Raw genomic sequence first — 19,141 nt, forward strand, 5'->3', positions numbered from 1 at the left:
CAGGCTGTTGGGCATTCTGCCTTAGCACTTGCAGGATACGCTGCCCGCCCCTTCCGGTTTGCGGCAAGCCAAAGCGCGCCTGTTCCTGCCGGATGGCTTGCCGGGTTTTGTCACCAATCAGGCCATCCGGTTCGCCAATATCATAGCCTTTGGCCAGCAAATATTGCTGGATTTCGCGACGTTCCGCCCGTGATGTACCCGGATCATCGGTTGGCCACGGGGTAACCAGCGGGCCTGCACCTTTAAGCCGATCAGATAAATGTGCAATGGCCAGTGCATAGCTTTCTGCGGCGTTGTAGCTATAAAACGCATCAAAGTTTTTAAATACCAGAAATACCGGGCCACTGGTATCTGAGGGAACCAGCAAGCCTGCCATGCTGGAGGTGCTTAAATTGTCCTGAACCAGGGGAGAGCCATCCACGCGGGTCAGGCCACGTTGCTGCCAGCTGGCCAGTGAGCGTTTAGTGCGCCTGCCCTCGCCGCTGCTATCAAACCCATCAGGCAAGCGAACTTCAAAGCCCCACGGCATGCCGTTTTGCCAGCCAGATTTCTTGAGAAAATTGGCGGTTGAAGCCAGTGCATCCGGCACGCTATCGACAATATCACGGCGGCCATCACCATCAAAATCCACTGCCAGACGCTCAAAGGTTGATGGCATAAACTGGGTATGACCAAATGCACCTGCCCATGAACCACGCAGGCGATCTTCGCTAATATGCCCAGCCTGCAGGATACGCAAGGCGGCATAGAGTTCGGTACGGAAGTAACCCTGACGACGGCCGTAGCAGCTTAATGTGCCCAGTGCCTGCACCAGTGAATATTTCCCGGATATATCGCCAAAATTACTTTCTACGCCCCATACAGCCACTACAGCCGCAGGTTCCACCCCATATTGCGCCTGAATACGCTGCAGTGCATCCGCATACTGGGTCATTTTTTGGCGCCCTAGATCAACCCGTTCCTGATCCACCAGACCTGACAAATAATCCCAGATGGGCGTACTAAATTCGGGCTGATAATTCAGTTTTTCAATTACGGTCATGTCCGGATCAAGGTTGGCCGTATACTGGTCAAACGCCTGCCCGGACACCCCGGCTGCAATCGCATCACCCCGCAAATTGCTTAAACAGCCCTGAAACTGGCTTTCAGCAAATTGGTCATCAGCAGCAAAACCGCTTACAGGTATTGTCAGCATGCAAGCCATGGCCAATAGGGATAGTTTTTTGGTGATATCACTACGTTTCATTGTTCTACCTTAACGCGCATAAATATTAGAGCACCCATCTGCATACTATCAGCATGCAAATCAAGCCATTCAATGGCTATGGATACTCACGTTATTGTTAATTACCTTAACACGCCCAACCCGGCCTATAAAAAGCCGCTTGGTTTTAATATGTAGCAGTACAAAGACCACCTATAAAGCCCAATAAACCTTGCTGTTTTTGGTGTGGTTACCTCAATGTTATTCTTGTGCGTGTAGTAACTGCGAAAATAACTGATTTAAGCGGGCAAGTGCGATAGGTTCCATATCCTGTGCCGGCATCACCTGCTGTAACCGCGCCAATTCGGCCTTAATCCATTGCTGTAACACGGGAATCGCTGGCTGTACTTCAGCCTCACCATGCTGGCGCTTTTGTACCAGTAAGGCATCAATCGCCTGTTGCACGGAAGTCTCATTTAATACCTGACGCAGCCGTTCAAACTCAATCGGTGCAACGCCGCCAAACTGTTCAATCCAGCGTACTGCCAGCAGCGGACGCAGTACATATAAGTATTTTTTCAGCCTGACCTGCTCTCCTTGCAAGAATTGTTGAAAATTGAAACTGGCAGTGCTGCGATAATGATAAAACCCACGTGCCTTATTGTAGTGCTGTGCAAGCAACTGTCGCGCCTGAACTGCATAACTACCCTGCTCACGATAAATAATGGGTGAATTTAACCATTCCACAATGGCCGGATTGCTTTTGGCTTGTAAGCGCAGTGCCTTACGCAAATCCCAACCATTGATATCGATTTCGTCAACAATAGGATATTCAATCACATCGCGGCGATCTTCCACATGAGCGATATATCGCGTAAGTCAAATACCAGTCCTGTGAGCAGAGATAAACAAAACGTACGTCCCTTTTACCAATAAAGTGTGCTATCAGGCGAATGAAAGCCTCAGGCACGGCTACCTGATTCAATGGCATACAGAATTTTGACCTCATGTTTCTATTCAGCACGCAAAAGCCGCTGTTGAATTTCTTGATGCGCTGCTGCTGAGATGACAGGATGAAAATCTGTCATGTGTTATCCCAAACAATGATTAAAATAAATTCAAAATAAAATATTTAAATTTAAACCAGAACTTTTGAATTCAAATTTTTTATACCCAGACATAATTTTTGAATTCAAAAATTTAAATTCATTTTGTGGCAGCAACTTTAAATTCAAATTTTATAGTTTTAAATTCATAATTCTTGGCTAAAAGCCGATTTTTTAGTAATGCCCATAGGCTCACAGTATAAAAAAATGAATTCAAAAGTTTAAATTTAAAACTTTGAATTCATTTCTAGTTCCCGCTTTTTAGCTAGTCAGACTTATCCACAATCTGTTAATTTTAACAGCTTTAGAATTTGAATTTGAAAATAAGGACTTTTAAATTCAAATAAAACCATGAAAAATATTACTGACTTGTGGATAACTACTGATAATTGATCTAAGAGGGCACTATGTATTCTGGAACCTGTTTGTGCGGTAGTGTGGCATATCAGATTCATGGCGAAATTGGTGAGGTGGTGATTTGCCATTGCCAGCGTTGCCGCAAAGCCAATGGCAGTGCTTATGCGGTGAATGCCCCCATTAAATGTGCAGATTTTGAGTTAGTCAAAGGCGAAACCAGCTTAAAGGAATTTTGTTCAAGCCCCGGTGTACACCGGGTGTTTTGTGGCAATTGCGGTGCGCCGATTTATAGCAAGCGCGACAATGACCCAGTACATTATCGCTTGCGCTTGGGCACACTAGACACACCACTCACCCATGGCCCAAGTATGCATATTTTTGCCGCATCCAAAGCCGAATGGAATGTAGTTTGCGATGGCTTGCCACAATATGCAGAACGGCCTTAATGGCTTTCAAGTCTAGCGTTTAAAACTGGTTTTGATTAATTTTAGGCAAAAAAGAAGGTGGCAGGAGCCACCTTTGAAAGAGGGTTTGGTCGATGTGCCCCATCGAAAGGGTGTAACAAACTAAACTAGCCGTTCACGTTACCATTATAAAATGGTAAGACACAAAAACCAAAAAAATTGTCTAACAAGACCGTGTTTTTTAGACCTCATCTGCCAGTGGAATCACCATATCTGCTGTGAGTGCCAATGGTTCTGGCAACAGAGTAGCAAGTTGCTGACACAACTGACTTAACTGGCGGCTGTCTACGGGCATCAGGGTGATATGACCCAGCTTGCGCCCGGCACGCTCGGTTTTGCCATAGAGATGCAAATGCGCACCTTCCAGCGCCAGAATGTCGGTGCTGCTAGGATGCTGGCCAATAATATTAACCATCACGGTGGGCTTCACCAATGCCGTTGAACCCAGCGGCAAGCCTGCAACCGCACGCATGTGGTTTTCAAACTGCGAACACACGGCACCTTCAATGCTCCAGTGCCCGGAATTATGCACCCGTGGTGCCATTTCATTGGCAAACAGGCCCTGTTCAGTCACAAACAGTTCCAGCGTGAGCACGCCGACATAATTCAAATGATTCAGCAGGCGGGTAATATAATCAGTGGCAATCGGCTGCAAATCCTGACTGTGCGGCGCTGGCACAATCGAATGCGATAAAATGCCTTGATGGTGATGGTTTTCAGCCAGTGGCCAGGTGCGCACTTCACCATCCTGCCCACGCACTGCAATAATCGACACTTCACGGCTAAAACGCACAAAGCTTTCGGCAATCAGTGGGGCAGCCTTGCCCAGCTCTGCCCAGGCCTGCTCAATTTGCATTGTTTCACGGATTACAAACTGGCCCTTACCGTCATAGCCACCAGTTGCGGTTTTTACCACCAAGGGCAAACCCTGTTGTGTGGCAGCGTGTTGCAGGTCGGCCAATGAATGGATGGCTGAATACGGTGCCACGGGAATGCCAAGCTGGTCAAACAGCGCCTTTTCTGACAACCGATGCTGGGCAATGGCCAGAGCCTGTCGCGGTGGATACAGGGTTTTGTGCTGGGTTAGTGCATCGGCATCAGCCAGTGGCGTATTCTCAAACTCAAGGCTAAATACATCCGCACTGTCCATAAAGGTTTGCAGGGCATTGGCTTGTGTGTTGTCAATTACCCGACCTAGCGCTGCTGACGGGCACTCGCTTCCAGCTTCATAAAAAGTACATTTTACCCCGAGCGGCAACGCAGCCTGTGCCAGCATTCGTCCCAACTGGCCGCCACCAAAAATACCCACTGTCTTGACCATCGGGGAGTTGCTGCCTAGATTTTTTATGGTTGCCATGCTGTCAGCCTTATTGCGTTTGACCGGGAATATTGTTGCTGCTGACTTTCTCAGTTTGGGCCAGCCTGAACTGCTGTACCGCTTCAGCAATGGCCGGGTTGTTTAAGCCCAGAATCTGTGCGGCTAAAATGGCTGCATTGGTGGCACCAGCCTTGCCAATGGCCAGCGTTCCCACGGCAATGCCTGCCGGCATTTGTACAATAGACAATAGCGAATCCACGCCATTTAAAATGGATGACTGCACAGGCACGCCCAGCACTGGCAAATCGGTTTTGGCGGCACACATGCCCGGTAAATGCGCTGCGCCACCTGCCCCGGCAATAATCACCTGAATGCCACGCGCACGTGCTGTTTCAGCATATTCAAACAAACGGTCCGGCGTACGGTGCGCGGACACCACTTCGGCTTCAAACGGCACATTGAGCTGCTTAAGCATGTTGGCAGTGTGTTCAAGCGTCGCCCAGTCAGACTGAGAGCCCATGATAATTCCAACCAGCGGCGGGTTGGCAGGGTTAACGGACGAGTTCATAAGCACGGCAATCCAGAGCGTTTGTTAAAAAAAAGACCGCATATTTTGCCTGAAAAAGCAGCAGCAGCCAAGAAAATTATCAGGTTTTAAGTGCAAATGCATGAAATAGCCGCCATTAGTGCCAGTTGTGAGCTGCTTCAGTTTATTAAATTGCCAGATTGCTTCACGAGTGGTTTGAAATTGCACAGATATGGGATAAAAATTAACTTATCAGCCAAAATAACGCACTGTATTTCAAATAATTACATAAGTGCCTCAGCCGGACTGCCAATCAGGGTAGTTCTACACGCTTTCTGCAAACTGTAGAGACGCCCAGCCGTTATGATGGCTACATCGCGTGATCAAACAGGTTGGTGGTGTGCAAAACCATACGATAACTGCTCCAGAGCTGATCACGTAAAGCCCTCTCAAGCCATAAATTCAGGAATGAACCATGAAAACGTTATTAAAAACCTTATCGGTAGCAATCTTAAGCGGTGGCATTGCCGTATCTGCCTTCGCTGCCAGCACCACACCAGCGAATGCTGACAAAGCACAACAGCGTACCGAACATATGGCCAAAATGCAGGCTCAGCAGGCCGCACTGTTCCAGCAGGCTGATGCCAATAAAGATGGCAAGCTGTCCAGCACCGAATTTGCTCGGTTTAATGAACTGAAAAAAGCCGCGTGGGAAGCCCACAAGCAAGAATTTGAAAAGAACCGCTTTGCCCGTCTGGACAGCAACAAGGATGGCAGCCTGAGCATGGATGAATTAAAAACCGCGCAGGCCAAACGTGCCAGTTTCAAGCATCATCGTGGGAATGCAATGAAACCTGCTTTGTAAGAAAAAAATAAGCTTACAAAAGCGTGATTCTATATAGAATCACGCTTTATTATTCCCTCCAACTAAGCTTATGAAATATAATACTAAAAATTAATTTCAGGGGGAGTTTTACTATTGAATCATTGTAACTTAATAGGCATTTTTTCAACTTGAATGGCTTTTAGAAAAGTTTCTCCATCTTCTTTTAAAAAGGGGAAAATATAATCAACACATAATTTTTGACCCGGTTTTAAATCTGTTTCGATATAACTTATTTTTTTATGAAATCGCCCATGAAACATGAATTCCAGATTTTTATTACTATAAGTTTTCATGTGAATATAAGTAGTAAATTTAATATGTCCTTTAGATTCATCCCTGACTTCATATCTTTCAAAATAGCCACATTCATGCTTAGTTTCAGCATTATTTAATTGATATTTAGTGACTTGATAAGTGATGAACTTCCATGTTCCTATCCCAACAATCATTACTATCAAAACAATACCTACAAATTTTTTATCCATAAAATATCCTTATTATTCAATTATTAACTTTGAATTATATAGATTTAAACTAAATCTAATTAAGCACTCATCAGCTGACTTCTAAACACAAAAAAAACTGCCCCTAACAAACATAAACCTGCCCACAGATAATCCAGCTTAAATGGCTGTTTAAACAGCCACAGCATAAACGGCACAAACACCAGCAGGGTAATCACTTCCTGCGTGATTTTCATTTGACCCAGGCTCCAGCCCTGTTCATTTAAAAACCGGTTGGCCGGCACCATAAAGGCATATTCCAGCAAGGCAATCAGCCAGCCGCACAGAATAGCCTGCCACATGGGCGCGTGATGTAAAAACTTCAGGTGACCATACCAGGCCAACGTCATAAAACAGTTGGACACCACCAGCAAACACAGCGGAAACCATAAATTTGTCATGGATTTTCTCAAATAGTGCCATGCATTCCTGCTCAATGCAGCGACTGCAATACAGCAGTAAAAGACAGGGCTAACAGTATCTTTTTAGCCTAAGCCTTGCTATCGTTCTTGGCAATTTTTAGCAGGCCCATTTTTTAGGCACTCGCCTGCACGCACTGGTTCTGGCATGGAGAAATACAGCAATGCATCTGCATATTTTGGGGATTTGTGGCACGTTTATGGGTTCACTGGCGCTGCTGGCCCGCGAACTGGGTCACACCGTCACCGGATCAGACCAGAATGTTTACCCGCCAATGTCTACCCAGCTGGAAGCTGCTGGCATTGCGCTAATGCAGGGCTATAGCGCCAGTCATTTACAGCCGCATCCCGATCTGGTGATTGTGGGAAATGCCATGAAGCGCGGCATTGAGGCCGTAGAATACATGCTGAATGCGGGCCTGCCTTATACCTCTGGCCCACAGTTTTTATCGGATTATGTGCTGCGTGGCCGTCATGTGCTGGCCGTGGCCGGAACGCATGGCAAAACCACCACCACCACCATGCTGGCATGGATTCTGGATCAGGCAGGTTTAAATCCGGGCTTTTTGATTGGTGGCGTACCGTTGTGCTTTAGCCACAGTGCGCGTCTTGGTGGTGAGGTAAACGCTGAGAAAAACTACTTTGTGGTGGAAGCCGATGAATATGATTCGGCGTTTTTTGACAAGCGTTCCAAGTTTGTGCATTACCAGCCACGCACCGCCATTTTAAACAACCTTGAATTTGATCATGCTGATATTTTTGATGATCTGGCCGCCATTCAAAAGCAGTTTCATCATCTGGTACGCACGATTCCCAGCCAAGGCCAGATTATTGCCCCGATCACTGAACGCTATATTGACGAAGTACTGGACATGGGCTGCTGGACGCCAGTACAGCGCACTGCCATTGTTAGCAATGACAGCAACAGTACAGCAACAGACTGGCAAGCTGAGCTAATCAGCGCCGATGGCAGCCAGTTTAAGGTGATTCATCAGGGTATCGACGCAGGTCACGTGAACTGGAGCATGAGCGGCCAGCATAATGTGTCCAATGGCTTGGCCGCCATTGCAGCAGCCTATCATGTTGGGGTTAGCCCACAGGTCGCCTGTGATGCATTGTCAAATTTTGCAGGTATCAAGCGCCGGATGGAGCTGCTAGCGACCATTGATGGCATTGAGGTCTATGATGACTTTGCCCATCATCCGACTGCCATTGAAACCACGCTGGATGGCGCACGCAAAAAAATTGGCCAGCGCAAACTGTGGGCCATTATCGAGCCGCGTTCCAACACCATGCGCATGGGCAGCCACAAGGATAATCTGGCACATTCTGCCCGCATGGCCGATGAAGTGATCTGGTATCAGCCAGAAGGACTGGACTGGGATTTATCCCCAGTGATTGCTGCATCATCCAATTCAGCCACCATTTCCCAGCAACTGGAGCAAATTATTGGCCGTATTCAGCAAGAAGCGCAGTCTGGCGATGCCGTGGTGATTATGTCGAATGGCGGTTTTGGTGGCCTGCACCAGAAAATTATTGCTGCACTAAAGACCAGATAAGTCATTATTACCCCATAAAAAAGCCAGCCATTGCTTGATGACGGCTGGCTTTTTTTATGATTATTGATATGCCAAGTCGCTATTGCTGGGGATATCGCTAGGGATGTTTCTTACTACCTAATCACACTGCTCTCAGCAAAATGCGCAACTTGCTGACTGGTTAAGCCAGCTTTTTCCCGCGCAAAACAGTGATGCGGACGTGTATCATTGGCATGGTTTAACCAAAAAAACCGGCATTGATTGGTGCAGGGTGAACCATCAGAAATTGTATTTGTCAGAACATCGGCGCGATGGCGCTGCGAAGAGGAACTTTATGACTGCCCCTCACTCCAACCCACGCGGGCTTGATGGCTTTTTTGGCATCAGTGCACGCGGCAGCAATGTCCGGCAGGAAATTATTGCTGGTCTTACCACCTTTCTGGCCATGGTGTACTCGGTCATTGTGGTGCCAGGCATGCTGGCCAAGGCCGGTTTTCCGCCGGAACTGGTGTTTGTTGCCACTTGTCTGGTTGCTGGTTTTGGCTCCCTGCTGATTGGCTTTTGGGCCAATGTGCCGATGGCAATTGGCTGCGCCATTTCACTCACCGCATTTACTGCTTTTAGTCTGGTGCTGGGCCAGCAGGTGAGTATTCCAGTGGCGCTGGGTGCGGTATTTTTAATGGGTATTTTGTTTACCCTGATTTCAGTGACGGGTATTCGCACCTGGATTTTAAAAAATCTGCCAATGGATATTGCCCATGGTATTGGCGTGGGCATTGGCCTGTTTTTGTTTTTAATTGCAGCCAGCGGTGTTGGCTTGATTATCAAGAATCCCAATGAAGGCCTGCCAATTAGTCTGGGCCAGTTGACCTCGTTTCCTGTGCTCATGGCGCTGTTGGGGCTTGCTGTCACCATCGGCCTTGAGCGCCTGAAAGTCCCGGGCGCAATTTTGCTGGTGATCATTGCCATTTCCATTTTAGGCCTGATTTTTGATCCAGCGGTGAAGTTTCAGGGCCTGTTTGCCATGCCCAGCCTGACCGACACTACGGGTCATTCACTGCTGTTTAGTCTGGATATTGTGGGCGCACTGGACCCAAAAATTCTGCCCACAGTGTTTGCACTGGTGATGACGGCCATTTTTGATGCCACGGGCACCATTCGTGCGGTGGCAGGGCAAGCCAACCTGATTGATCAGGACGGGCAAATTATTAATGGCAAGCGTGCGCTGACCTCAGATTCCGTGAGCAGCATTGCCTCTGGTTTACTCGGTACAGCCCCTGCTGCCGTGTATATTGAATCTGCTGCTGGCACTGCCGCAGGGGGCAAAACCGGCCTGACTGCCATTGTGGTAGGCCTGTTGTTCCTGCTGATCCTGTTTTTATCGCCACTGGCCTATCTGGTGCCTGAATACGCCACCGCACCTGCGCTCATGTATGTAGGTCTGCTGATGCTCAGCAACGTGAGCAAGATCAATTTTGCCGACTTTGTTGGGGCCATGTCCGGCCTGATTTGTGCAGTGTTTATCGTGCTCACCTGCAATATTGTGACTGGCATCATGCTGGGCTTTAGTGCGCTGGTGATTGGTCGCCTGTTTGCTGGCGAATGGCGCAAGCTGAATATCGGCACCGTCACCATTGCCATTATCCTGGCCGCGTTTTATATCGGTGGCTGGGCAATTTAATTATCTGGCCTGTCCCTGTTCCACCGTGCGTTAAATTTGCCAATCGGTAATTTTGGCGCACGGTTTTTTATACCAGAAACTAAAAAATCCAATCGTAACAATAACTACAATCCTTCACCCAAAGTCCACCAAAGCCCTTTTGATTGTTTTTGGTCACATGGTATTTCTTAATTAACTGGAAATCATAAATTAAGGAGACAACCATGTTTTCACTGATTGGTGCCATTATTATTGGTTTTTTTGCCGGGCTGATTGCACGGGCCATTCATCCAGGCGATGACAAGGCCGGCTTTATTGTAACGACTGTGCTTGGCATTATTGGCTCTCTAGTAGCCACTTATCTGGGACGCGGCTTGGGCTGGTATGCCGATGGTGAAGCAGCCGGATTTATCATGTCAGTGATCGGTGCAGTAGTAGTGCTGTTTATTTATAATCTGGTGATGCGTAAACGTCATCAGGTTTAGTATTTCCATGCGTTTAAAAGTCATGTAGGTCTGATCATTAAAGCTGCGAGAACCTGACTTTGATTTTCTCTACAAGTAATCAGGCTTGCATGACTAAAAGGCTTTATTGAGCTTATAAATTTAAAGATTAAAGTCTTTATTGAAGTAAACCTATCTATTAATAAGGCGTTAAATTTTTATTTGCACGACTGGTTTTTGCAGCTCAGGTCTATTTAGTTCAATGATTGTTAACTTAATTTAATACACTGTTATTTAAAGCAGAAATTGTTATATAACGCTACATTAATTGCCAATTCTTCACCTAACCCCTTTAAAACGTGAGTTAAAATCTTACAAATTATTTATTTTCATGCCCTAGTCTTTAGTTTTACACGTGTATATAGCAAATAGAGGAAAGGTTATGAAAAATATTGCTACTGGAGCATTGCTGGGTGTACTGGTTGCCATGACTGGCTGTCAAAGCATGGATGGAATGCATGATGGTGACGGCATGCATATGATGAAAGCCAAAATGAGTGATGCTCAGATTTTATCCGTTCTGCATACAGCTAATATGGGCGAAATTTCCCAGGGTCAAATTGCATTACAAAAAGCCCAGCGTGCTGATGTTAGAAACTTTGCCCAGCGCATGGTGAGTGAACATACTGACAATGACCAGAAAGGCAAAGCGCTGCTGACCAGTGCCAATATGGCACCACAGAACAATCATTTGAGCATGAAGCTGCAAAAAGACAGTGACGACGTGGTGATGAAGCTAAACAAGGCAGACGCCAAGGACTTTGATAAAACCTATATGGAAAGTCAGGTAAAAGTGCATAAAATGGTTCTGGAAACCATCGATAAGAAACTGATTCCCAATGCACAGCATCCTGATCTGCGTAATCACCTGACCATGACCCGTGCTGCTGTTGCCATGCATTTGCAAATGGCTGAGCAACTCAGTGATTCGCTTAAATAATTCCAATTATTCTTAGATCTGATGATTGTGCTGGCCAATGGTCAGCACAATTTTATAGCTATCCAAGCCCTAAGTTTTGCGTCCTGTTCTGTCAGTTTTGCTTTTCTCAGGGCACGGGCTTAGCTTTATTTGCCAATACAAAAACTGCCAAAAATCTTGCCCAGCAAATCATCTGCACTAAATTCACCGGTAATCTCACTTAATGCATTTTGCGCCAGACGCAAAGATTCTGCCATCAGTTCCCCGGCGTGAAATTCAACCAGCTGAACACGAGCATCAGCCAGATGTTGCTGGCAGCGCACCATTGCGTCCAGATGCCGTGTCCGGGCAATAAAGGTACTTTCCTCGGGCTGATAGCCTGCATGCGCGCTAATCGCCTGTATGAGCGTATTAAGGCCATCACCTTGCCGTGCCGATAATATAATGCGCTTAAAGCCATTTAACTCATCCTGATGCGGGGTTTGTCCCGCCAGATCAGCCTTGTTGGCAATCAGCAATAATCGCTTAGGATCACGCTGGTGAAAAAATCCATCGGCCAGTGCCAGTGGATCATTATCAGTGGTCAGGTCATAGACCAATAACAACAGGTCAGCCTGTTCAATTTCCCTATAAGCGCGCTTGATGCCTTCCTGCTCCACAATATCACCGGTTTCACGCAAGCCAGCAGTATCGGTCAGGGTAATGGGCAGGCCATTCAAGGTAATTCTTTCATGCAACACATCACGGGTGGTGCCGGCAATGTCGGTGACAATAGCGCGATCAACCCCGGCCAAGGCATTCAGCAGGCTGGATTTTCCGGCATTGGGCTTGCCTGCAATCACCACCTGCAAGCCCTCACGCAATAACTGTCCCTGTTTGGCCGATTTTTGGACCTGGCTTACTGCCCCCTGTACTTGCTCCAGCAGGCTTAAAATCCGGCCATCCGCCAGAAAATCAATTTCCTCTTCGGGAAAATCAATGGCAGCTTCCACATGCAGGCGTAAATGAATGAGTTGCTCCAGAACTTCATTCACCCGCAGCGAAAAAGCACCTTGCAGGGAACGCACGGCCGAACGGGCAGCCGCTTCACTACTGGCATCAATCAGGTCACTAATGGCTTCTGCCTGCACCAGATCCATTTTGCCATTTTCAAAGGCACGCAGCGAAAATTCACCTGCCTTGGCTGCCACAGCACCCAAACTCAATAAGCGCGCCAGTACCGCATTTTGCACCACCACCCCGCCATGTCCCTGTACTTCAACCACATCCTCACCAGTGAACGAATGGGGGGCTTTAAAGCACAGAATCAAGCCTTCATCAATCACCTCACCCTGTGCGTCCTTAAACTGGCGAAATCCGGCCATACGCGGTGCCGGCAGCGGCTTTGCTGTTAAAGCCTCAGCAATGGTAAAAGCATTGGGGCCTGACAGGCGGATAACACCAACACCGCCGCGTCCCTGAGGCGTGGCAATTGCAGTAATCGTGGTGGTTAGCGTCATAATCGCACCTCAGGTAAACAGGCGAATAAATGGTTTAACAGCTGGCATAAAAAAACCGCCCAAGCGTATCACTTCAGGCGGTTTTTAAAAACACATAGCAGCATTTAGCTGGTGGCTTTGGCTGCTGCTTCCCTGGCAATCGAACGATTAACCAGCCACTGCTGAAGAATGGTCAGCAGGTTATTGCAAATCCAGTACAGTACCAGTCCTGACGGGAAAAACAGCAGGAACACGGTAAAGATAATGGGCATAAGCTTGAACACCTTGGCCTGCATCGGATCAGTCGGCTGCGGGTTGAGCATTTGCTGCACATACATGGTAACACCCATGATCAGCGGCAAAATGAACAGCGGGTCCATGGCAGACAAATCCTGAATCCAGCCCAGCCACGGGGCATGACGCAGTTCCACGCTTTCCATCAGCACCCAGTACAGCGCCAGGAAAATCGGCATTTGTAGCAATAAAGGCAAGCAACCGGACAATGGATTAACCTGCTCTTTTTTGTACAGTGCCATCATTTCCTGCGAAAACTTCATGCGGTCTTCGCCATGCTCTTCTTTTAAGCGCTGCATTTCCGGTGCAATCACCCGCATTTTGGCCATGGAGCGGTAACTTTTGGCTGATAGCGGAAACAGTACCAGTTTAACGGCACAGGTTAGCAGGATAATGGCCCAACCCCAGTTGCCTACAATACTGTAGAAGAATTTCAGTCCCATAAACAGGATCTGGGCAATGGGCCACAACCAGCCATAATCCACTGTCTGATTCAGACCTGGTGCCAAATCCTTGAGCTTGGCTTGTACCTTGGGACCGGTATACAGCGTGGCACTAACGTCCATTTGCTTGCCAGCCGGAACATTAATCAGCGGGGTACGGAAACCAATCACATTGTCATTGCCAACCTTGCGTGATTCCAGCGTGGCATTGTACTTGGCATCTGGAATCCAGGCAGTGACAAAGTAATGCTGAACCACGCCAACCCAACCGCCTTTGGCCTGCTGGCTTAAGCCATCACTCTGGAAGTCATCAAACTTGAGCTTGTTATACTGCTCGTCTGGCGTTCCCCACGCACCACCCAGATAAGTTCCCAGCTGGAAAATACCCTGATGGCTCTTGCTGGGATCAGCACTGCTGTCACGCTTGATCTGGCCAAACATCTGGCCCTGCCATGGCTGGCTGCCACGGTTAATAATCCGGTAGCTTATCCCAATCGGATATTCACCGGCCTTAAAGGTAAAATTCTTGATAATTTCAACACCGTTGCTGGCCTGATAGACCAGTGGCACCACCAGTGTTTTTTGGCCAGGCAGCAGCTTGTACTGCTTGCTTTCGGTTTCAAAACTGGCACGTCCATTGGCATTATCCGGGCCATTAGTGCCAATCAAGCCGGACTGGGCGATATAAACCCGGCTGGCATCGTTTTCCAGCATGACAAACGGCTTGTTGTCCTGATTCTTGTTCAGGTCATGCTGAAGCAATTCAGCACGCACAACGTCCCCACCCTTGGGATTAATCCACAAATGGTAAACGTCAGTTGTCACTTCAATCAGATTACTGCTGGCAGCAACATTCGCCACAGCAGGGTTTGCGGCATTTACCGGCGTCGTTGAGGGAATATCGGTAGCTGTGCCAGTACGGGTTGCACTGGGAACATCTGCTGTTGATCCTGCTTTTGCTGCAATGGCTGCTGGTGGCTGGTTTACCTGAGCGTTTGGACCATAGTCCTTTTGCCACGCCAAGATAATTAAATACGCGGTCACAAACATGGCTGCCAGAATTGCAATTCTGCCCCACTGTTGCATAGTGCTTACCCCAAAAAATAAAGCTGTCTGAAACACCTAGCATTGCCGAAACGGAATACCAGATTTTACCTGCTTTGCATCAAGCGGCTGAAACGATATAAATTGGCGCATCGGCTGTCGGATCGAAGGCACCGGATCATAGCCCTGCCCGCCCCACGGATGGCAGCGACAGACCCGCTTGAAAGCCAGCCAGCCGCCATGGCCTGCCCCATGCAGGGCAACTGCCTCAAGGGCATATTGGGAACAGGTAGGGATATAGCGGCATCGGGGTCCAAGCAGTGGACTGATGGCAATTTGATAACATCGGATCAACCAGCGTAAAAAACCAGCCATTGGCCTGCCCTTTACGTGACTGGAGGAGAAATTGGCTGCTGGATCAGCTGCTGTTTTTTAACCCGGGTATGTAGCATGCGCCAGGCATTTTGCAATTCCTGATGCAATTGCGGGTTGTCAATGTGATCGGCGCCTTGCTTTGCCATCACAATAATATCAAGTGCAGGTAGCTGTTGCTGGTGCAGCCGGAAACTTTCTCGGGTCAACCGTTTAAAGCGGTTACGCTCATGTGCGCGCTTGATTTTTCGTTTGGCCACCACAATGCCGATACGGCTTTGAGAAGATTCAGCATTGCGCCGGATTGCCAATACCAAAAAACCAGATTGATGGACTTTATACATGGCACAGTCAAACACTGCCTTAAAATCAGCAGCTGTCAGTAGCCTGCATTCTGGCTGAAATGCAAACGATGTCATATTACCCGACGCGCACGCGTCTTTGCACGTTTAACTGCTTATACGGTTAAACGATGACGGCCTTTTGCACGACGACGCGCCAGCACCTGACGACCATTCTTGGTAGCCATACGGGCACGGAAACCATGGACACGCTTACGCTTGATCACGCTGGGTTGGAAAGTACGTTTCATGATGAAAACTCAAAGCTGACAAAAAGAACGCGATTTTATTGACCTCTGCTCGCTGTGTCAAACAAAAGCCCTTGTTTGATGCCTTTTTTTTGTGCTAATGCCGGAGCAGCCAAACAAGCATTCAAATTATTTATTTAAATAACCGCATGATATATTTGATCATTTTTTAAATAAATATATAATTTTAAGCCCTTGCCGTGTTATCCACAAAATTATTCACAATTAATTATTAAAAATTAAATCTTTAAATAACAATAGTATAATCTCAATAATTTAACTTATTGTTGAAAGTTATCCACAAGCTTACTATATTTACGTCCATGCTAGGAATAATTATGTTTAAGCCTGAATTTTTCAACTTTGAATTCATAACAGAGAATCCAAGTTATCCCCATAAAACCATAAACATAATTTAAATTTAAATTTATTAAATTCATCTTTATTATTATTAGGAGCGTGTTTTTCTGTGGAAACCAGCTTATTTTTTAATTTAAACATTAAGTTAGCTTGTGGATAAAAGGAATTGAGATTTGTGTATGATTTGTGGATAACTTTGGGTATTATTTTATCCACAAGTTTATCCAAAAAGTTTTCCACAGGCATTTTTAAATTTAAATTCGTAAAAAATGAATTTAATGTTCAAGAAAGCAGCAAGCACAGGGTATGGACGCCATGACAGATGTTGATAAGTTGGTTAGAATGCTGTCCTCATCAGGAAGTGAGCATTGATAAAATCCCGGATATGCATGAGATATGCCGTAGTTGATTAGCGCTGGTTATCGTTAGTTCATTTTTTTATTGTTCATCATTGTTTGGGGGTGTCATGATCTGGGCAGAATGTCTGAATACACTGCGGCATGAGTTGTCGGATAATGTATTCACGATGTGGATTCGTCCGCTTCATGCTGAAGAACGTGACAATGCGCTGGTGTTGCTTGCGCCCAATCATTACTGGACCCGCTATATACAGGAACATCATCTGGACCAGATCCGTCATCTGGTGAATAAGGCCAGTGCCGGGCGTATTTCCGAAGTGCATATCCAGGTTGATTCGCGGCCCGGTGAAATTATTTCCCAGGCTGCTGAGCCTGCCAGTGCAGCGCCTACTGCTGAAGCCATGAATGGGGTAGGGCGGGAGCGCAAGGTCGCGGTAGAAGCCGATAGCAGTAAAAATCCACCAGCTCAGAAAAAACGCCAGCTAAATCCGCAATTTACTTTTGCCTTGTTTGTTGAAGGCCGTTCTAACCAGATGGCCGCTGAAACCTGCCGCCGGGTCCTGACCCAGTTGGGGGAATCACAACACAATCCACTGTTTTTATATGGGCCTACCGGTCTGGGTAAGACTCACCTCATGCATGCAGTCGGCAATGCCTTGCTACAGGCCAAACCAAATGCGCGGGTCATTTACATGACCTCAGAAAATTTTGTTCAGGATTTTGTCAGTGCCTTGCAGCGCGGCAAGATTGATGAGTTCAAGCAAAATTGTCGTTCACTGGACTTGTTATTGGTTGACGATATTCACTTGCTGACCGGTAAAGCCAGTCTGGTTGAATTTTTTCATACTTTCAATGCTTTACTGGATGAATCCAAGCAGATTATCCTGACGTCAGACCGCTATCCGAAGGAATTGACTGAACTAGACCCACGTCTGGTATCGCGTTTTTCATGGGGACTATCCGTTGGGGTAGAGCCGCCGGATCTGGAAACCCGTATTGAAATCTTGCTCAAGAAAGCCGAAAGCAATGGCATTGAGTTACCACGCAACTGTGCATTATTTATTGCCCAGCAGGTGGTGGCCAATGTGCGTGAACTGGAAGGTGCCTTAAATAAAGTTGTTGCCATTTCACGCTTTAAGGGCACGACCATTGACCTTGAAGTGGTGCGTGAATCCCTAAAGGATGTGCTGGCGATACGTGCCCGTACCATGAGCATTGACAATATCCAGCGCGTGGTCAGCGAATTTTTCCGGATTCCCTTGAAAGAGCTGATTGGCCCCAAGCGTACCCGGATTTATGCACGGCCACGTCAGATTGCCATGGGACTGGCGCGTGAACTAACCAATGACAGCTTTCCCGATATTGGTGAAGCCTTTGGTGGACGCGATCACAGCACCGTGATGCATGCCTGTGACAAGGTTCGGGAGCTGTGTCAGTCAGATCCAGCCTTTAACGAAGATTATCAAAATTTATTGCGCTTATTGCAGAGTTAACTGGCACAATAAACACTATTATTTTTATGATTGCGTCTGTAATCATTATTGTTTTAATTTCAATCCGCATTAAATCAAATTACCATGCGTTAATAAGCATGCGGTGTTGAAATGTATGATCTCAAGAGGAATGCAGCGTGCGCCTGAAAATCAGTAAAGACTTGTTATTAAATGTCTTATCTCATGTGGTTGGGGCGGTAGAGCGTCGTCATACCTTAAGTATTTTGTCCAATATCAAGTTACAGGTTACCGAGCAGCAACTCACGGTAACGGGTTCTGATCTGGAAGTTGAACTGGTGGCCAGTGCCCAGCTTGCCAATGGTGCCTGTCTGCAGGCAGGAGAAACTACCGTGCCTGCGCGCAAGCTGGTAGATATCTGTAAATCCCTGCCTAATGCTGCGCTGATTGACCTGCAAGTGACTGATGACCAGCGCTGCATTTTAAAGTCGGGAAATAGCCGGTTTGTACTAGGGACACTACCAGCAGAAGATTACCCCTTGCTGGCTAGCAATGGCGTGGTGGCTGGTGAGTCTGTACAGGTAGCGCAAAGTGAACTGAAAAAGCTGCTGGATAAAACCGCCTTTGCCATGGCTGTGCAGGATGTGCGCTTTTACCTAACCGGAACACTGATTGAAGCCGGCGAGGGGCAACTGCGTGCTGTGACTACAGACGGCCATCGTCTGGCACTATCTGAAACCTCCGCTATTTTTGAAGGCCAGCAAACGCTGCAAGCCATTGTGCCACGCAAGGCTGTGGGTGAGCTACAGCGCCTGCTCTCGATGGATGAGCAGCCCTTAACCTTGATTATTGGCCGCGAGCTGATGAATGTCAGCATTACCTTAAACAGCAAGGATAAGGAAAAGGACAACGAGATTGTTGTTCGTTTTACCACCAAGCTGATTGATGGCAAGTTTCCGGATTACCGTCGTGTGCTGCCTCGGCATGGCAACAAGATTGTACTCATTAACCATGATCAATTCCGCCAGTCTTTGCAGCGTGTTGCGATTTTAAGTAATGAAAAATTACGTGGTGTATTTCTGGTGTTTAAAAACAATGAACTGCAACTCCGGGCCAATAATCCCGAGCAGGATGAGGCAGTTGAAGACATGGCCATTTCCTATGAAGGGGATAGCTTAGAGATGTCCTTTAATGCCCAGTATCTGCTGGATGTAATCGGAGTACTAAGCAGTGATCAGGTACAGCTCACCTTGTCAGAGGCCAATGCTTCGGCTTTGGTACAAGACCCGACCACTAGCAGCAGCCTGTATGTTGTGATGCCAATGCGGGTTTAATCCTGTTCATTCTG

At 47.2% G+C, this 19,141-nt stretch carries 18 protein-coding genes and 1 pseudogene; 8 read left to right on the top strand and 11 right to left on the bottom strand.

Features of this window, described 5'->3' with window-relative positions; all coding sequences use genetic code 11:
* Positions 1–16 precede the first annotated feature (16 nt).
* Both Q337_RS17885 and Q337_RS17890 read right to left on the bottom strand, forming a co-directional pair.
* Positions 17–1,189: pseudogene (locus tag Q337_RS17885) on the bottom strand (lytic murein transglycosylase); the annotation flags it as partial.
* 276 nt (positions 1,190–1,465) lie between these two features.
* Complete coding sequence (locus Q337_RS17890) at positions 1,466–2,062, bottom strand: nucleotidyltransferase domain-containing protein (protein ID WP_051526903.1); 597 nt, start codon at positions 2,060–2,062, stop codon at positions 1,466–1,468.
* A 655-nt stretch (positions 2,063–2,717) separates the two neighbouring features.
* Here Q337_RS17890 and Q337_RS0113930 point away from each other — a divergent pair.
* A complete protein-coding gene (locus tag Q337_RS0113930; protein WP_026472104.1) occupies positions 2,718–3,113 on the top strand; it encodes a GFA family protein in 396 nt (131 codons plus the stop codon).
* Between the two features lie 199 nt (positions 3,114–3,312).
* On the opposite strand, the gene Q337_RS0113935 is transcribed toward Q337_RS0113930, so the two are convergent.
* Both Q337_RS0113935 and purE read right to left on the bottom strand, forming a co-directional pair.
* Entirely contained in the window at positions 3,313–4,452 is a 1,140-nt protein-coding gene (locus Q337_RS0113935; protein ID WP_026472105.1) for a 5-(carboxyamino)imidazole ribonucleotide synthase, read from the bottom strand.
* Between the two features lie 46 nt (positions 4,453–4,498).
* Positions 4,499–5,017, bottom strand: coding sequence for a 5-(carboxyamino)imidazole ribonucleotide mutase (gene purE / locus Q337_RS0113940; RefSeq protein WP_026472106.1), 519 nt, complete (start codon positions 5,015–5,017; stop codon positions 4,499–4,501).
* Positions 5,018–5,450: 433 nt separating this feature from the next.
* On the opposite strand from purE, the gene Q337_RS0113950 reads away from it, so the two are divergent.
* Positions 5,451–5,840: an EF-hand domain-containing protein gene (locus Q337_RS0113950; RefSeq protein WP_026472107.1), complete on the top strand. Its 390-nt coding sequence runs from the start codon at positions 5,451–5,453 to the stop codon at positions 5,838–5,840.
* 119 nt (positions 5,841–5,959) lie between these two features.
* Here the strand turns inward: Q337_RS0113950 and Q337_RS0113955 are convergent, their stop codons facing one another.
* Together Q337_RS0113955 and Q337_RS0113960 are read right to left on the bottom strand one after the other, a co-directional pair.
* Positions 5,960–6,346, bottom strand: a complete 387-nt coding sequence (locus Q337_RS0113955; protein ID WP_026472108.1) for a hypothetical protein — start codon at positions 6,344–6,346, stop codon at positions 5,960–5,962.
* 59 nt (positions 6,347–6,405) lie between these two features.
* Complete coding sequence (locus tag Q337_RS0113960) at positions 6,406–6,765, bottom strand: DMT family protein (protein ID WP_026472109.1); 360 nt, start codon at positions 6,763–6,765, stop codon at positions 6,406–6,408.
* A 182-nt stretch (positions 6,766–6,947) separates the two neighbouring features.
* On the opposite strand from Q337_RS0113960, the gene mpl reads away from it, so the two are divergent.
* The 4 genes from mpl to Q337_RS0113980 all read left to right on the top strand — a co-directional run bounded on the left by mpl (position 6,948) and on the right by Q337_RS0113980 (position 11,424).
* Positions 6,948–8,342: a UDP-N-acetylmuramate:L-alanyl-gamma-D-glutamyl-meso-diaminopimelate ligase gene (gene mpl / locus Q337_RS0113965; RefSeq protein WP_026472110.1), complete on the top strand. Its 1,395-nt coding sequence runs from the start codon at positions 6,948–6,950 to the stop codon at positions 8,340–8,342.
* Between the two features lie 313 nt (positions 8,343–8,655).
* Positions 8,656–10,002: an NCS2 family permease gene (locus Q337_RS0113970; RefSeq protein ID WP_026472111.1), complete on the top strand. Its 1,347-nt coding sequence runs from the start codon at positions 8,656–8,658 to the stop codon at positions 10,000–10,002.
* 203 nt (positions 10,003–10,205) lie between these two features.
* Positions 10,206–10,466: a GlsB/YeaQ/YmgE family stress response membrane protein gene (locus tag Q337_RS0113975; RefSeq protein WP_026472112.1), complete on the top strand. Its 261-nt coding sequence runs from the start codon at positions 10,206–10,208 to the stop codon at positions 10,464–10,466.
* Positions 10,467–10,866: 400 nt separating this feature from the next.
* The gene (locus tag Q337_RS0113980) at positions 10,867–11,424 is read left to right on the top strand and encodes a DUF4142 domain-containing protein (protein WP_034280502.1); all 558 of its coding nucleotides are present in this window, start codon (positions 10,867–10,869) and stop codon (positions 11,422–11,424) included.
* Positions 11,425–11,549: 125 nt separating this feature from the next.
* Here the strand turns inward: Q337_RS0113980 and mnmE are convergent, their stop codons facing one another.
* The 5 genes from mnmE to rpmH form a co-directional block, all read right to left on the bottom strand.
* Positions 11,550–12,902 carry a tRNA uridine-5-carboxymethylaminomethyl(34) synthesis GTPase MnmE gene (gene mnmE, locus Q337_RS0113985; protein ID WP_026472114.1) on the bottom strand — a complete coding sequence of 451 codons (1,353 nt, stop codon included), beginning with the start codon at positions 12,900–12,902 and terminating at the stop codon, positions 11,550–11,552.
* A gap of 104 nt (positions 12,903–13,006) precedes the next feature.
* Positions 13,007–14,704, bottom strand: coding sequence for a membrane protein insertase YidC (yidC, locus tag Q337_RS0113990; protein WP_026472115.1), 1,698 nt, complete (start codon positions 14,702–14,704; stop codon positions 13,007–13,009).
* A 36-nt stretch (positions 14,705–14,740) separates the two neighbouring features.
* On the bottom strand, positions 14,741–15,037 hold the full coding sequence (yidD, locus tag Q337_RS0113995; RefSeq protein WP_026472116.1) for a membrane protein insertion efficiency factor YidD: 297 nt from the start codon (positions 15,035–15,037) through the stop codon (positions 14,741–14,743).
* A gap of 11 nt (positions 15,038–15,048) precedes the next feature.
* A complete protein-coding gene (gene rnpA / locus Q337_RS0114000) occupies positions 15,049–15,453 on the bottom strand; it encodes a ribonuclease P protein component (protein WP_026472117.1) in 405 nt (134 codons plus the stop codon).
* Between the two features lie 38 nt (positions 15,454–15,491).
* On the bottom strand, positions 15,492–15,626 hold the full coding sequence (rpmH, locus tag Q337_RS0114005; protein WP_026472118.1) for a 50S ribosomal protein L34: 135 nt from the start codon (positions 15,624–15,626) through the stop codon (positions 15,492–15,494).
* An 823-nt stretch (positions 15,627–16,449) separates the two neighbouring features.
* Here rpmH and dnaA point away from each other — a divergent pair.
* On the top strand, positions 16,450–17,835 hold the full coding sequence (gene dnaA / locus Q337_RS0114015; protein WP_026472120.1) for a chromosomal replication initiator protein DnaA: 1,386 nt from the start codon (positions 16,450–16,452) through the stop codon (positions 17,833–17,835).
* Between the two features lie 137 nt (positions 17,836–17,972).
* On the top strand, positions 17,973–19,127 hold the full coding sequence (dnaN, locus tag Q337_RS0114020) for a DNA polymerase III subunit beta (RefSeq protein WP_026472121.1): 1,155 nt from the start codon (positions 17,973–17,975) through the stop codon (positions 19,125–19,127).
* The last annotated feature ends 14 nt before the right edge of the window (positions 19,128–19,141 follow it).

Origin of the sequence: Alkanindiges illinoisensis DSM 15370, from assembly GCF_000619845.1 — a bacterium.
Taxonomy (GTDB): domain Bacteria; phylum Pseudomonadota; class Gammaproteobacteria; order Pseudomonadales; family Moraxellaceae; genus Alkanindiges; species Alkanindiges illinoisensis.

Bases quoted from the DNA above. Each gene is read 5' to 3' on its own strand.
- dnaA (WP_026472120.1), top strand. From the start codon at position 16,450: ATGATCTGGGCAGAATGTCTGAATACACTGCGGCATGAGTTGTCGGAT.
- mpl (WP_026472110.1), top strand. From the start codon at position 6,948: ATGCATCTGCATATTTTGGGGATTTGTGGCACGTTTATGGGTTCACTG.
- mnmE (WP_026472114.1), bottom strand. From the start codon at position 12,902: ATGACGCTAACCACCACGATTACTGCAATTGCCACGCCTCAGGGACGC.
- Q337_RS0113935 (WP_026472105.1), bottom strand. From the start codon at position 4,452: ATGGTCAAGACAGTGGGTATTTTTGGTGGCGGCCAGTTGGGACGAATG.
- rnpA (WP_026472117.1), bottom strand. From the start codon at position 15,453: ATGACATCGTTTGCATTTCAGCCAGAATGCAGGCTACTGACAGCTGCT.
- Q337_RS0113960 (WP_026472109.1), bottom strand. From the start codon at position 6,765: ATGACAAATTTATGGTTTCCGCTGTGTTTGCTGGTGGTGTCCAACTGT.
- Q337_RS0113970 (WP_026472111.1), top strand. From the start codon at position 8,656: ATGACTGCCCCTCACTCCAACCCACGCGGGCTTGATGGCTTTTTTGGC.
- Q337_RS0113980 (WP_034280502.1), top strand. From the start codon at position 10,867: ATGAAAAATATTGCTACTGGAGCATTGCTGGGTGTACTGGTTGCCATG.
- yidD (WP_026472116.1), bottom strand. From the start codon at position 15,037: ATGGCTGGTTTTTTACGCTGGTTGATCCGATGTTATCAAATTGCCATC.
- Q337_RS0113955 (WP_026472108.1), bottom strand. From the start codon at position 6,346: ATGGATAAAAAATTTGTAGGTATTGTTTTGATAGTAATGATTGTTGGG.
- Q337_RS0113975 (WP_026472112.1), top strand. From the start codon at position 10,206: ATGTTTTCACTGATTGGTGCCATTATTATTGGTTTTTTTGCCGGGCTG.
- rpmH (WP_026472118.1), bottom strand. From the start codon at position 15,626: ATGAAACGTACTTTCCAACCCAGCGTGATCAAGCGTAAGCGTGTCCAT.
- purE (WP_026472106.1), bottom strand. From the start codon at position 5,017: ATGAACTCGTCCGTTAACCCTGCCAACCCGCCGCTGGTTGGAATTATC.
- Q337_RS0113950 (WP_026472107.1), top strand. From the start codon at position 5,451: ATGAAAACGTTATTAAAAACCTTATCGGTAGCAATCTTAAGCGGTGGC.
- yidC (WP_026472115.1), bottom strand. From the start codon at position 14,704: ATGCAACAGTGGGGCAGAATTGCAATTCTGGCAGCCATGTTTGTGACC.
- Q337_RS0113930 (WP_026472104.1), top strand. From the start codon at position 2,718: ATGTATTCTGGAACCTGTTTGTGCGGTAGTGTGGCATATCAGATTCAT.